The sequence below is a fragment of the Fluviicola sp. genome, from assembly GCF_039596355.1.
Taxonomy (GTDB): Bacteria; Bacteroidota; Bacteroidia; order Flavobacteriales_D; family Crocinitomicaceae; genus Fluviicola.
Genome location: NZ_JBCNJW010000001.1, coordinates 454,470 through 468,671 on the forward strand (window position 1 = coordinate 454,470; position 14,202 = coordinate 468,671).

At 45.1% G+C, this 14,202-nt stretch carries 14 protein-coding genes; 6 read left to right on the plus strand and 8 right to left on the minus strand.

The features are described from left to right. Window positions 1–201: 201 nt before the first annotated feature. Window positions 202–1,305 carry a DEAD/DEAH box helicase gene (locus tag ABDV94_RS01790; RefSeq protein WP_343604254.1) on the plus strand — a complete coding sequence of 368 codons (1,104 nt, stop codon included), beginning with the start codon at window positions 202–204 and terminating at the stop codon, window positions 1,303–1,305. A 141-nt stretch (window positions 1,306–1,446) separates the two neighbouring features. Here the strand turns inward: ABDV94_RS01790 and ABDV94_RS01795 are convergent, their stop codons facing one another. Beyond that, entirely contained in the window at window positions 1,447–3,816 is a 2,370-nt protein-coding gene (locus tag ABDV94_RS01795) for a heavy metal translocating P-type ATPase metal-binding domain-containing protein (RefSeq protein ID WP_343604255.1), read from the minus strand. Between the two features lies 1 nt (window position 3,817). Then, on the minus strand, window positions 3,818–5,173 hold the full coding sequence (hemN, locus tag ABDV94_RS01800) for an oxygen-independent coproporphyrinogen III oxidase (RefSeq protein ID WP_343604257.1): 1,356 nt from the start codon (window positions 5,171–5,173) through the stop codon (window positions 3,818–3,820). A gap of 205 nt (window positions 5,174–5,378) precedes the next feature. On the opposite strand from hemN, the gene ABDV94_RS01805 reads away from it, so the two are divergent. Continuing rightward, window positions 5,379–5,987, plus strand: coding sequence for a Crp/Fnr family transcriptional regulator (locus ABDV94_RS01805; RefSeq protein WP_343604259.1), 609 nt, complete (start codon window positions 5,379–5,381; stop codon window positions 5,985–5,987). Between the two features lie 9 nt (window positions 5,988–5,996). On the opposite strand, the gene ABDV94_RS01810 is transcribed toward ABDV94_RS01805, so the two are convergent. The 5 genes from ABDV94_RS01810 to ABDV94_RS01830 form a co-directional block, all read right to left on the minus strand. After that, window positions 5,997–6,410, minus strand: coding sequence for a hypothetical protein (locus ABDV94_RS01810; RefSeq protein ID WP_343604260.1), 414 nt, complete (start codon window positions 6,408–6,410; stop codon window positions 5,997–5,999). Window positions 6,411–6,457: 47 nt separating this feature from the next. Continuing rightward, the gene (locus tag ABDV94_RS01815) at window positions 6,458–6,820 is read right to left on the minus strand and encodes a hypothetical protein (protein WP_343604262.1); all 363 of its coding nucleotides are present in this window, start codon (window positions 6,818–6,820) and stop codon (window positions 6,458–6,460) included. Window positions 6,821–6,859: 39 nt separating this feature from the next. Beyond that, window positions 6,860–7,597: an ATP-grasp domain-containing protein gene (locus ABDV94_RS01820; protein WP_343604263.1), complete on the minus strand. Its 738-nt coding sequence runs from the start codon at window positions 7,595–7,597 to the stop codon at window positions 6,860–6,862. Between the two features lie 69 nt (window positions 7,598–7,666). Continuing rightward, window positions 7,667–8,458, minus strand: coding sequence for a hypothetical protein (locus ABDV94_RS01825; RefSeq protein ID WP_343604265.1), 792 nt, complete (start codon window positions 8,456–8,458; stop codon window positions 7,667–7,669). Window positions 8,459–8,547: 89 nt separating this feature from the next. Further along, window positions 8,548–9,345: an alpha/beta hydrolase gene (locus tag ABDV94_RS01830; RefSeq protein WP_343604266.1), complete on the minus strand. Its 798-nt coding sequence runs from the start codon at window positions 9,343–9,345 to the stop codon at window positions 8,548–8,550. 327 nt (window positions 9,346–9,672) lie between these two features. On the opposite strand from ABDV94_RS01830, the gene ABDV94_RS01835 reads away from it, so the two are divergent. The 4 genes from ABDV94_RS01835 to ABDV94_RS01850 all read left to right on the plus strand — a co-directional run bounded on the left by ABDV94_RS01835 (window position 9,673) and on the right by ABDV94_RS01850 (window position 13,411). Then, on the plus strand, window positions 9,673–10,206 hold the full coding sequence (locus tag ABDV94_RS01835; protein ID WP_343604268.1) for a pyridoxamine 5'-phosphate oxidase family protein: 534 nt from the start codon (window positions 9,673–9,675) through the stop codon (window positions 10,204–10,206). Between the two features lie 89 nt (window positions 10,207–10,295). Further along, window positions 10,296–11,579: a peptidase T gene (pepT, locus tag ABDV94_RS01840; protein ID WP_343604270.1), complete on the plus strand. Its 1,284-nt coding sequence runs from the start codon at window positions 10,296–10,298 to the stop codon at window positions 11,577–11,579. A gap of 104 nt (window positions 11,580–11,683) precedes the next feature. Beyond that, window positions 11,684–12,835, plus strand: coding sequence for an aminotransferase class V-fold PLP-dependent enzyme (locus ABDV94_RS01845; protein WP_343604272.1), 1,152 nt, complete (start codon window positions 11,684–11,686; stop codon window positions 12,833–12,835). A 27-nt stretch (window positions 12,836–12,862) separates the two neighbouring features. Then, the gene (locus tag ABDV94_RS01850) at window positions 12,863–13,411 is read left to right on the plus strand and encodes a shikimate kinase (RefSeq protein ID WP_343604274.1); all 549 of its coding nucleotides are present in this window, start codon (window positions 12,863–12,865) and stop codon (window positions 13,409–13,411) included. 157 nt (window positions 13,412–13,568) lie between these two features. Here the strand turns inward: ABDV94_RS01850 and ABDV94_RS01855 are convergent, their stop codons facing one another. Then, a complete protein-coding gene (locus tag ABDV94_RS01855) occupies window positions 13,569–14,180 on the minus strand; it encodes a hypothetical protein (protein ID WP_343604276.1) in 612 nt (203 codons plus the stop codon). Between the last annotated feature and the right edge of the window lie 22 nt (window positions 14,181–14,202).

Sequence of the window (14,202 nt, forward strand, 5' to 3'; positions counted from 1 at the left end):
ACATAGAAAATATAGCTTTTATGAATTCATTGATCTGCGTGAATCTGCGAAATCGTTCGACTGAGCTCACGACGAAGTCTGCGGGAAATAAAAAGCGTTATTAGTAATATCAGAAGGAAATTTTAGAAACACTCAATCTGAATAAAGCGGTAATCTGAGCGATTGGCGAAATTTGCGGGAGATAAACTGTATTTTTGCGGTATGAAGACGACATTCAACATCCACCCGGGATTGGTCAAGCGAATGGACGAGCTGGGATTTTCATCTCCGACTCCGATTCAGCAGCATGCATGGAAACATTTGTTCGAGAAGCACCAGGATTATGTAGGCCAGGCGCATACCGGTTCGGGAAAGACCATTGCTTACGGTGTTCCGTTGTTGCATCGCATTGATGCGAAAGACAAGGACGTTCAGGCATTGGTGCTTGTTCCTACGCGCGAGTTGATTGTTCAGACTTCTAAAACGCTCTTCAAACTTTCCAAGCATATGGATAAGTTTTTCATTGAGTCGATTGGTGGAGGTGAGAATATCGAAGAGCAAAAACAGCGTTTGAAGAGACCTACACAGGTCATTGTGGCAACTCCGGGAAGACTTCTGGAACTGATTCGTGCCGGAGCAGTTTCGTTGCGCAGGGTAAAAACAATCGTTTTGGATGAAGCCGATGAGTTGTATGCAAAGGGTTTCATGAAGGATATTGATAAAATCCTGGCAGAAACGAATGATTTTCATAAGAAATGGCTCTTTTCGGCAACGATTCACGGTGAACTGACCAAATGGATCAAAGAAACACTGCACCGCGACGCTCCGAAAGCGATCATTTCAACCAAAGAAGTGATGAACCCGCGGATTGAACACCAATATGTGGAATGTCAGAAAGAAGACAAACCGATGATGCTGCTGGATTTTCTTCAGACAATGAAAAAAGCACGCGGAATTGTGTTCTGCCGTACCAAAGGTGATGTGGAATTTGTGGCGAAGTTTTTACGCGGACACAACATGAAAATCACAGAGATCTACGGCGAAATGTTTACCAAAGAGCGTGAAAAAGCAATTCGCATGTTTCGCCAGGAGCAAACACAATACCTGGTTGCTTCGGATATTGCTGCGCGCGGAATGGATTTCGAAGACCTGGCTTTTGTCGTGCATTACCAGCTCCCGGATGATCCGGATTACTATACGCACCGAAGCGGAAGAACTGCACGTGCCGGAAAACGCGGAATTTCCCTGAGTCTGGTGGAACCTGTAGAACGCAAAAAACTGCGCTATATCCAGGATTTACTCCATGTAGATTTTATCCAGTTGTAGTTGATTTTGTGAAGAGGAACCGCAAAGTGTTTTTTAATCACATAAACTTCATTGTATATATAGATTTTAAATCCGGGACTTCTGAGTGAAAACAAATCCATGAAGCAACTCAAACATCCGCGAAATTTGCGGGAGATAAAACTATGAGAACACTGCCGGGAATTTCTTTCTGACTGTCAGTAAAGTGGCCAGTGAAACCACGGTTACGGAACTCAGCGGCATCAAAACGGTTGCCACGAAAGGGGTTAAAGCACCCGACACTGCAAAACCGATCCCGGTGAGGTTGTAACAGATCGAAAAAGCAAAACAGATTTTCAGGAATTTCTTTCCGTCGCGGATAAATTGGAAGTACTGCGCCAAATGATCCAGGTGCTGCGCTTTCAAAATCGCATCCGAAGCGGGAGTGAAGCGCACCAAATCTTCAGATAGCGCCACTCCGACAAAAGCACTGTTCAATGCTCCGGCATCATTCAGTCCGTCACCGATCATGAGTACATAGTTTCCGCTTTCCTGCAGTTGATCCACAAATGCTTTCTTTTGTAAGGGCTGCTGTTCAAACAGGAATGTAGTTTGTTCGGGGAAAATTGTTTTCAATACGTCGTAGTCTGTTGGTTTATCACCTGAAACTACCGCCAGTCGGTAATTTTTTGCCAGTTCCGGAATGAGTTGTTCCAGGTTGGAACGCAGGCTGGATTGAAACACAAATTTCCCGATGATTTCCCGGTCTAGTGCAAAAAACACAACGGATTCATCACCGCTGGAGGGACATGCTCCTGTAAAACCTGCTGAACCAAGCTTGTAATTCCCGAACTGGATTCCCTTTCCCGGGATTTCAATCGGAGAATCGGTAAAAGATTCGTTTTGAACTCTTTTCAACGAGGTGTGAATTGCCTTCGCATACGGATGAACCGCGTGTCTGGTCATCGCAAAAAGAATTTCTGTTTCGTACAAAGACAAGGTTCTTCCTTCAAAATGGATGTGTTTGTGATCCTGTTCTGTCAAGGTTCCCGTTTTGTCGAAAACGATGTAATTGCACTGTTGAATACGCTCGATAATGGCAGTATTCCGCAGATAAAAGCCATTTTTTCCCAATACCCGGAGGATATTTCCGTAAACAAAGGGAACGGAAAGTGCCAAGGCACAAGGACAGGCAACGATGAGGACAGAGGTAATAATTTCCGGGATTTGAACCGGATCGATGAATGCCCAGACCAGCGATGCTATTGCCGCAATGGAAATCACCGCTGCAATGAAGTATTTTGAAATGCGGTCCTGCCGTGTTTGAAAAGCCAGTTCGGTACGTTTCGCATGCCGTTCGTTCCAGAGTTGCGTGAGGGCACTGCGCTCGGTGGTTTTGGAAACCGTCAGTTCGATGGTCTCCCCGTAGCTTTTTCCCCCGGCATAGATGAAATCGCCTTTTTTCTTTTCAATCCAGCCGGATTCACCGCTCACAAAACTGTAATCAATGGTCGCTTTTTCCGACAACAGAATGGAATCGCAGGGAATAATCTCTTCGTTACGGATCGCAATCTCGTCCCCGATTTGGAGTTCATCAATCGGGCATAGAACGGAATCAGTTGCTTCTTTTTTGATCACCGCAACGGGAAAGTAGGAGCGGAAATCGCGTTCGAAAGACAACCACTGGTAGGTTTTTCCCTGGAACCATTTCCCGATCAGCAAAAAGAAAATGAAAGCGGCGAAGGAGTCCATGTAACCCGGCCCTTCGTTGGTGAAAATAGCAACACAACTCCGGATGTACAATGCCAGAATCCCAATTGCAATGGGAATATCCAGGTTCAGTGTGTTGATTTTCAGTGCGCCGATTGCCGATTTGAAGTAATCCCTTGCCGAAAACAGCAAGACTGGGACGGAAACACCGAATGAAAGGTAAGAACTCAGGTTCCGGATTCCGGCGTAAGTTTGGTCAATACCCAGGTATTCCGGGAAGCTCCAGAGCATGATGCTCCCGAAGGCAAAACCAGCCACTCCGAGTTGAAGAATCAGGCGCTTGTCGAAGGTCGAAGCAGATTTATCGATCGATTTGAAATTCGGCTCATAACCGATTTTAGTCAGTAATACCGCTACTTCCGACAGTTTGATTTTGTCTGTGTTGACGGTAATTGTTGCCGTTCTTTTCGGAAAATGAACACTCGAACGGATAATTCCATCGTTTAATTTGTGTAAGTGCTCCAGCAGGTAAATGCAACTTGCACAGTGAATTTGAGGCAGGTGCAGCGTCACGCGGACAGTTTGCTGTTCCTGGAAATCCACGAAGCGTTTTCTTAGTTCCGGATCATCCAGCACAGCAAAAGCATCTCCGGAAGTAGTGTTCGGCCGGATTCCTGCATTCACATCCTGTTCGTAATACGAACCGAGCGCGTGTTCCGAAAGTAACTGGTACACTTGTTTACATCCGTTACAGCAGAACGGATGTCCGTCGAGGTAAAGAACGGAATCTGCGAGTTGGTCGTGGCAGTGAAAACAAGCCTTTTCTAGTGTGAGTTGTTCCATGTTAAATCGTCATGCTGAATTTCCGGGTTGCAATATCGTGTTCGAAATAAGTGTCAAATGCCATGCAGCAGTTGCGTACAAACGGAATTCCCGCAGGAAGAACCGTGATCGTTCGGTTTTGGATCGAGATGAGGTTGTCCTCGGCCAGTTCGGCCAGTTTTTCACAGATTTGAGCTTCGTTCAGGATGCTTTCGTCCGGGAAAGTAGTTTCAAACTGGCACATGAGATTGAGGATATGCCGCCGGATTTCCAGGTCGGATTCCGTAAGCTGATGCCCTTTGGTGAGAGGCAGCTCTCCGCCTTCTACCCGTTGGAGGTATTCACTGACCGATTTCTCATTTTGTGCAAAACCCAGTTTACAATCCGAGATGGCCGACATGCCCAAGCCGATTAATAGTTCGTTCTGAGTAGTGGTATATCCCATGAAGTTCCGGTGGAGTTTCTTTCGGGCTGCCGCCACTGCGAGGGTGTCGTTTGGTAATGCAAAGTGATCCATCCCGATTTCAAGATACCCTTCTTCGAGGAAGCTGTTTTTGGCATATTCGTACAAACGGCGTTTCAATTCCGGGGAAGGAAGATCGGCATCGTCAAATCCGCGTTGCCCGGTTCCTTTCACCCACGGAACGTGTGCATAGGAATAAAGCGAAATGCGGTCTGGTTTCAAAAGCAGTGTTTGTTTTACCGTGTTTTGAAATCCTTTTATCGATTGTTTCGGGAGTCCGAAGACCAGGTCGTGTGAAATACTGGTAAAACCGTATTTTTGGGCTTTTTCATGACAGGAAGCGACCTGTTCCACCGGTTGAATGCGGTGAATAGCCTGCTGCACAACGGGGTCGTAATCCTGGATTCCGAAACTAATCCGTTTGAAACCTGTTTGATTCAGTTTTTCCAGGTGTTCTTCACTTGTAGAATTTGGATGGGCTTCGAAACTGAGTTCCACATCGTTCGAAAAAGGAAGTATTTCCTTCAGGCCTGTGATCAATCGCACGAGTTCGTCCGGCGCAAAAAAAGTTGGGGTTCCGCCACCGAGGTGGATTTCTTCGATTTCACTTTCCGGGTGCAGGTTTTTTGCAATCAATGTCCATTCCTTCAGAACTGCATCGATATACCGGCTTTCAACTGCGTGGTTTTTCGTGATGTGTTTGTGGCATCCGCAAAAGGTACACAGCGAATCGCAGTAGGGAAGATGCACATAGAGCGAAAGCTTGCGGTTTGTTTCGTTGTTTTGAGCTTTCCGGAGCAGGGAAATCCAGTTTGCTGACTCCCATTGCTGCAGGTTCCAGTAGGGAACCGGCGGATAGGAAGTATAACGGGGTCCGGGTACATTGTATTTTTGGATGAACTCACTTGCTGTCATGCCGAACGTTTCTGCAAAAGTAAATTGTTCAAATCCTTGAAAAAATGATGTACATCAGTTTTCATAGAATCAGTAAAATAGCTAACTTCGCAGGAAACAAATTGACGAAGACAAGCTTATGGTGGAAAAATCGCATAAACATGTTAGTTGCGAAGCGTGTGCAGCCAGAACAAACAGTCTTTTCGGGCAATTTACCCCTGATGAAGTGGGTAAGCTGAACCACCACAAATCCTGTCAGTTTTACAAAAAAAGCCAGACGATCTTTGTTGAAGGAAGTTTTCCGCGCGGTGTTTTCTGTATCAACCACGGAAAAGTGAAAGTCTATGCTTTGGGAGATGAAGGAAAAGAACAGATTGTTCACATTGCAAAAGCAGGTGAAGTGATTGGTTTCAGAGCCATGTTGAGCGGAGAACCTTACAAACTTTCGGCAACCACGCTGGAAGATTCCAATGTGTGTTTCGTTTCCAAAGACGATTTCCTGAATATGCTGGACACGAACGCAAGTCTGCGCAATTCGCTGATCCAGGAACTTTCCAAAGAATTGGGCGAACGTGCGATCTTCATTACAAACCTGGCGCAAAAAACGGTGCGTGAACGCCTGGCTTATTCCCTGATGATTTTGTCGGATATCTACGGAGATGAGCCGATTAACCTTTCACGCGAAGATCTGGCAAATTTCGTTGGAACCGCTACGGAAACGTTGATCCGACTGCTGAAAGAATTCAAGGAAGAAGGATTGATCGACACGCAAACCCGTAAAATATTCATCCTCAAGAAAGAAGAAATCATTCAACTTGCCGGAGGACCGCGCTAAACCAACGATTTATAAATAGTGTGGTCGGTTCAATACCCGTTTGGAGGATTGCTTTCTTCTGCGTTTTCTCTTGGGTTTAAGCCATTTTTTGTCATTTTGCCCGCTTGAAAATTCGACGTGTGAGGTGGTTTGAGGAATCATTTCATCTGCCTGAACGGGAGATACGGTAAATCCGAAAAATGAAACCAGGGTCAGTAAACGAAACAGGATTGCTTTTCTCCAATGAAATACCGGAACATGCGCTAATTGCTCTTCCCGGAAAATTCCGCAGATTTTTTGTCCTTTGTATGCCAGAATCTCGCTTTCTGAAGCGTTCCGGAAATCAATGACCGGTTCGCTGCATTTCTTGCAGAAGTAGCAATTTTCGCCGGTTTTTTCCAGCTGGTTCAGGCTTACCGGGCAGGGATTGTTGATTTGAATCATATACTTCTTTTAAACAGATGTCGAAAACACCAAAAGGTAAGCGTCTGTTAGTCTGGATACTGTTCAAAAAGAGAACTCCGAAGCATCCGGTATCTTTTTTGTGCACCGTGTCCGCCGAGTTCGAGGTAATAAAAGAACAAAGCATTGCATTCCCGGCATTGAAAGAGGTCGCAGCCGTAATACGGGTATTTATCCAGGACGATGCGGGAATCTTTTCCCCAATAAGGCAGGTTGTACTGGTCAGCGGCCGGTTCAACGTCCATTTGACCGATTTTCACGAGCTTTTCAATCAGTTCCGGAGTTTCATTGTTCCATTCCAGGAAATCCGGATGTCCGCCGCACTGATCGGTGATTTCGGTTTGTTCCAGGTAGGCCAGAAGCTGGTGTTCGTTGAGGTTTAGTTCTTCCATGATGCATTTATTGGAGTGAATAAACGAATGGATTCGACTTTAAAAGCGGGCATAATCCGTTGTTTGGGTTAATTCGGCCCACCTTGCGGCGAGAAAACGGGCGTAGTTCACACCGCTGATTCCGTAGGTGCCGAGCGAATGTCCGTCATTGACTTCCACCAGTTTCATGTGGTCGTTTTCATCGATTCCGAAATCCAGGGCATAAGCTGCAGGAGCACTTTTGAAGTCTTTAACCGCCTGTTCGATTACCGCCAAATCCAGTTTGGAATCCCATCGGCCTTTGTATTGCCGGATATCCAGGATTTCACCATAGCGGATAAAACAGCGCCATTCGGTTTTGAACTGAACCGTTTCGGAGCACCAGATTTCGGTGGGATTATTTTTATCCACCATCCCGATAAAGTCTTTGAATTCACGGATCACTTTCCCCGCAAACTTCTTGGTTTCTTGCTTCGGTTTGATAAATACGTTCCAGTTTTGCTCGTTTTCAAACAGTTCTTCCACGGTGGATTCCCAGACTTTCCGTCCCAGGTACTTTTCGAGTTCTTCGGGGTAATCTATTTCACCGGATGATCGTTCGATTCCAAGTATTTCCAGCCTTTTCCGCACATTGGCAATACCTCCCACAATCAAATCTTCCGGATCATGACTGCTTATTTCATCCACGGAGTAATACTTTTCCGTTTCCCAGCCCAGGGTTTGGAAACCGTCGTTGGCAACGTAGGCGTTTACATTGTAGAAATCACCGGATTGATCGGTTTGAATGTATGCTTTCATATGGATTCTCTATTCCTGACGAGGTCTTTTGAAGTAAAGTTAAAAATGATTCGGAAATTGCTGTTCGGATCAGAAATGGAACGCGCTCACTGCTTCTTTGATCGTGTCTCTGCCATACATGCAGCCTTGACAAGCGTAAATACTTCCCTTCTTATTCATCACAAAGGCAATCATTTGGAGTTCTTCTTTCGTGAGTTTCACTCCTTTGGCATGTAGTTGATATAACCCGTCTACGGCGTATACCTGTTTTTCCGTATTGGCAGATTGCAGCCATTGAACCAATGCTTCTTTGTTCCCGCTTTTTACAAATTGTGTCACTTCGTAGCGTCCATCCGGAAAAGTTCCTGCAAAACCGCAGCGCTCCCCATAAGCAAAGTGTTCGGAGAATAAATCCTTTTCATTCAAATCTGCATGAAATAGTACTTTGAAAGCGTTTTTCAGGCTGTCAAACAGTTGTTCGTCCTTGAACCGGTCAATCGGGTCATCAACAGTAACCCAATGGTTTTCACCGTCTAATTTCAGGTGTTTTTCTTCCGATAATTCATAGAAAGCAATACGTGTGTTAGAGGTGATGATTTTGACTTTAAAGGAGAAAACGGAACTCACATTCGGATTATCCCGATCCGGAACGGTTTTTTGAAAGAGAAAGATGCCCTCCTGGAATTCACTCGTCAGATCACGCAGAAATTCCCAATAGCCCTTGATGCGCTCTTGCGGGTTCGACAAACTGTCTGTTAACTGCTTGAATGCAACGAAATCTTTTGTTGCTAAACTTTTTGCAACCTCGTTTTGTACCTGTCCCAGGGTAATTCCTGAATGAAGTAACGCGAATATGCCGGCGATAAAACAGTTTTTGATCATGTGGTGAAATTAAAGGTGTTGGAATGATGTTCTTTTAATGCATCTAAAGATAAAACTTTTTAGATGTTGTGAGCTTCATGTTCAGGGAGTTATTCTTTATCGAGGAATTTTTCAATTATCGGAACCACCCAGTCGCTTTCTTTGGAATCCGGTTTCAAGGTGGTAATTTCCCCAATGTATTCGCCGTGCCCACCGGGAATAATAGCGAGTTCGGAATGCGGAATCTGCCGGTGGAGTTCAAGTGCATGTTCGGTCGTAATGACATCTTTATCACCATTGATGATCAGTACCGGCATTCGGATTGCTGTAATCAGTTCGTCCGGAATATCCCGGAAATAAATCATTCGTCTGGTGTCGCGGTCGTGCATCAGTTGCAGACCTTCCGGGTCGGGAGAAACTTTCAGATAGGCATCCTGCAGCTGTGCCGGCATGTTTTCGAGACTCGCCTGTTCCATAAAACTCCAAAACCAGCCGGGCATGCCGCTGCGTTTTACCAAAGCAGAACCCAAAACCAGTTTTCGTACCAGTTCCGGGTGACGGATTGCGAGCTGTAAAGCCGTTGTTCCGCCGTTACTGAATCCGAAGCAATCGGCCTGACTGATTGAAAGGTTTTTGAGGAGTGCGGCCACATCGTCGGCATCCTGTTCGAAGGAAGAATCCGTTCCGCGGTCGTTGGTACGTCCGTGCGCCTGGAGTTCAACTGCAATGACTTTGCGGTTTTTTGCAAACAACGGAATGACTTTTTCAAAGCAGGATTGAATGGTTGAACCGCCGCCATGAATCAGTACCAGTGGTTTTCCCTGACCGTAGATTTCGTAATACATGTTCAGTCCGTTGATTTCGGAATAACCGCTGCTGAATGATAACCGCTCTGTTGTTTTTTCCATTGCGTGAAAGAGTTGTCCTGTTTTCAAGACTAAGATATTCATTCTTACGAAGTAAATGAAACCAAAGCGGTTTGCGATGACGCATACGAACGCAATCGTTTCATGAAGCTGATTCAGGCACGTTCGAAAAGAAGTTTGATCCGGATGTGTCGGGAATTTCCGTAACAAGGATTCACAATCGTTAAAATTCGCAAATCTGCTCCAATAAATTCTCCGATTTGAAGTGATAAGGCGGAGGTTTTAGTACTTTTGTCAGAGAAATGTCATAGAAGTGTCAGAGAATTGTCATGGAAATGTCGTGAAAGTGGAATTAAAAATTAAAAATACATGGAATCACAAACAAATTCGCAACAAACTAAACCGGTTGAACCAAAAGTAAATGAACTGATTGCAGCATGTAAATCATTGATTCTTGCAACTGTTGATGCAGACGGAAACCCAACAGCGAGTTATGCGCCATTTGCCCGTTCAGAAAACAAGTTCTTCATTTTGGTTTCGTATATGGCGCGCCACACGAAGAATTTGAAAGAGATCGGGAAGGTTTCTGCCATGTTTATCGAAGACGAATCTGAGACAAAGCAAATTTATGCCCGTCACCGCCTGACATTGGATGTTGCAACCAGAGAAATTGAAAGAGATACTCCTGAATGGTCTGAAGCAGTGGCAGAGTTGCAAACGGCTCATGGTAAAATTTTGGATATTTTGGTTGGAATGCAGGATTTTATCCTGATTGAGCTGACGACCAAAAAAGGGGCTTATGTAAACGGTTTCGGAAGTGCTTACTTTGTGGACGAAAATCTTGAAATTCTTCAACATAGAAATGACATCAACCACCAGGTGATGGAAAAGTCTTCCAAATAAGATCGAATTGAAATAGGAATCCCCGAATCGGCTTGCGGTCGTTTCGGGGATTTTTTTGTGCCGGAACTTTCACAAAAGGGAAGCCGGAAATGACAAAACGGTTAACTTTATCGAAAATAGAATCATTGATGAAAAATGCCCCATACTCAGTAGAAGAACGCTTTGTTCGTTACGTTCAGATAGATACAACAGCCGACCCGGAATCAACTTCATTTCCTTCCAGTGAAAAACAAAAAGATTTGTCGCATTTGCTGGTGAAAGAATTGAAAAGCCTGGGAATTGAAGATGCCGAAGCCGACCAGTGGGGGTATGTATATGCAACCATTCCGGCAACGTCTGCCAAAGAAGGAATCCCTACGATTTGTTTTTGTTCGCACATGGACACCGCTCCGGATTGTTCAGGGACAAATGTCAAGCCAATTGTACACCGCAGTTATACCGGAGCACCGATTACGTTACCGGATGATCCGACCCAGGTTATTACTGTTGAAAAACACCCCTACCTGAAGGAAAAGATCGGTGATGATCTGATTACAGCCTCGGGCTTGACCTTGTTGGGAGCAGACGATAAAGCAGGTGTTGCGATCATCATGGATTTGGCAGAACAGCTGATGAAGAAGCCGGAAATTCCGCATGGAAAAATCCGCATTTTGTTTACTCCCGACGAAGAAGTTGGTCGCGGAGTAGAGGAACTGGATATGGAGAAATTGAATGCAGATTTCGGTTATACACTGGATTCCGGTGAACTGGGGGCAATTGAAGATGAGTCGTTTTCTGCGGATGCGATGACATTTGTAATCTCAGGTGTCAGTGCGCACCCGGGATATGCCAAAGGAAAAATGGTCCATGCAATGAAAGTTGCCGGTGCGTTTTTAGATGCTCTTCCGAAAAATGAATGGAGTCCTGAAACAACTGTCGGCAGGGAAGGTTTTGTACACCCGACATCCATTTCCGGAGGTTTGGAAGAAGTGACTGTAAGCTTCATTATCCGCGACCACATAACTGCGAAACTGGCAGAATATGAAACGCGTCTGGAAGGCATTCTGAAAGACATCGTTGCACAATTCCCGGGCGCTGCTTATACCGCAAAAGTAACGGAGCAGTACCGCAATATGAAAGAAATCATCAAGGATGTACCATTCGTAACCGATTATGCGATCCAGGCGATGGAAAATGCAGGCATTACACCAAGACCTACCATTATCCGCGGAGGAACCGACGGTTCGCGCATGTCATTCATGGGCTTGCCTTGTCCGAATATCTTTACCGGTGAAATGGCGATTCACAGCCGTCACGAATACGTGAGCGTACAGGATATGCAGAAAGCGGTTGATACCCTGATCGAATTGGTGCAGATTTGGGAAAAACACTAAATGTAATTACGAATTCCTAATTCCGAATGCCAAATTTGTTGAGTTAAGTAATTCGTAATTCGTAATTCGTAATTCGTAATTCGTAATTCGTAATTGATTTATCGATGAAAGAACAGTTTTTACTCCGGGAGGACATTACCTTTTTGAATTTCGGTTCGTTTGGAGCCAGTCCGAAACCCATTTTTGAAGCATACCAGCGTTTTCAGCGGGAACTGGAATACGAGCCTGTTCAGTTTATTGTCAACAGAGGGCCAGAATACCTGAAAGAAAGCCGGATCAGGCTGGGAGAATATGTGAACTGCCACCCGGATGATGTGGTGTATGTTCCGAACCCGACATACGGAGTGAATATGGTGGCGCGTGCGCTCGATTTAAAGCCCGGAGATGAGGTTTTGAGTACGAATATCGAATATGGAGCCTGCGACCGCACCTGGGACTTCTATTGTGCTGAAAAAGGAGCAAACTATGTGAAGCAGCCGATCCGCTTGCCGCTGACATCAAAAGAAGCATTCCTGGCTGATTTTTGGAGCGGTTTTTCGCCGAAAACCAAACTCGTGTTTTTGTCGCAGATTACTTCTGCTACGGGGTTGATTCTTCCTGTGAAGGAAATTTGTGAAGAGGCAAAACGAAGAGGAGTTCCCGTTTTTATTGACGGAGCGCATGTTCCGGGGCATCTTCCGCTTGATTTGACTGCTTTGGATGTGGATTTTTATACCGGAGCCTGCCACAAATGGATGCTGACTCCGAAAGGTTCGAGTTTTCTATTTGTGAAGCGTGATTTTCAAAACGCGCTGGATCCGTTGGTGGTGAGCTGGGGCTATCAGGCCGATTTCCCGAGCCATTCGCAATTCCAGGATTACCATCAGTTTAACGGGACACGTGATTTTTCGGCTTATCTGACCATTCCTGAAGCCATTGACTTTATGAAGGTAAACGACTGGTGGAGTTGGGCAGAAACCAATCGAAAACTGGTTCATACCTGGCTTCCACGTTTGTGTACCCTGGTAGGATCCGCTCCGCTGGCACCTGTTACGGATGAGTTTATCGGGCAGATGGGAAGTATTCCGGTGCGTTGTAAAGATCCGTTTGAATTGAAAAACCTGCTTTACGAGGAATTCCGGATAGAGATTCCGGTAATGGTGCAGAACGGTCAAAGCTATGTACGTTTTTCGATCAACGCTTTCAACGATGAGCAGGATTTGGTAAAACTCGAACAAGCTTTGAAGGAGCTGCTTTCGAGAGGATTGATTTATTGATTTCAGATGACACAGAAACACTTATTTTTGATCGGTTTTATGGGGAGTGGAAAAACCACTGTGGGGCAGCTTTTGGCCGAACAGCTCCAACGTCCTTTTGTAGATTCCGATCGCTGGATTGAAGAGCGCGCCGGGAAGAGTATCAATACTATTTTTGAAACGGAAGGAGAGGTCTTTTTCCGGGAACAGGAGCGCTTGTTTTTGAATGAGTCGGCAAACTTTGAACCTGCTGTTATCTCACTTGGCGGCGGTCTTCCGGCGATTGAAAATGCACTTGAACAAATTCATGAATTGGGTGTTTCTATTTATTTGAATGTGAGTTTATTGACGCTGATTCAACGGCTGAAGTCGGAACGTGAATTCCGTCCGAAACTCAAAGCACTCAGTGATGCTGAATTTCATCCGTATGTGGAGGCTTTATTGAGTGAGCGTGTCCAATTTTACAAGAAGGCCCAACTGTTTATGCCGAATGAGCGAAATAAACCTAATGAATTAGTTGAAAAAATACTGAAAGAATTAGTTAGAATTAATTTTTTTAGTTTGAAATTACAGCGATGTAATACCTGTGTGAAATGAACCGCAAAGGCGCGAGGTATTTTAACCACATAGACACATTAGAACACATAGCCAAAGGCGAATTGCGTATACTTATCATCTGTCTGCGAACCTCTGCGCACTTCTGCGGGAGATGTGAGCATAAAAAGTGCGAACTTTATCCGTGGGAAAACACCAGTTATTCTTCGTCCTCATCCGAGTCGTCAATCCCAAAGAAATTGACTTTTTCTCCTAAAAGCTCTTTCCGCAGAAAATAATAGTGCAGGCTCGAATGCCCGATCAGGAAGAAGAATGCTATTTTGTCGAACAGGGTGGTGTCGTTATACCAATACGAAAAACCGAGAAGAATCCACATGCCGAAGAGATAGACAGCTCCGGAAATCCAGATAAAATAAATGAAATAAAGGTGTTTGCGCCATTGAAGTGCCAATCCGATAAACATTCCGGCCCAGGCAACGATTGCCAGGTTGTAGAACGTGATGAGTTTGTTTTGGAATGCATCACCGGTGAAACCCAGCGCGGTTCCCCTGTCTGATATGAGCTGGTGCACGTCAAGTCCTTTTTCGGCTTCAATCCAGCTGGTGTTGGTCAAAACCATGTAACCGAGAATAATCCAGACCAGGAAGATCGTCCAGATTGCAATGCCAAAGTAAAAACTGATTTTGGTGTAAGTATCCGGCAGTTTTTTTCCGAAAATAAAGGTTCCCAACCGCGTTAATATCGGAATAGGACTTTCCAGGTGGGCTTCAAACCCTTCACGAAAACTCTGCTTTTTATTCGAATCAGTCACTGAGCGAATTTAATTAATTTCG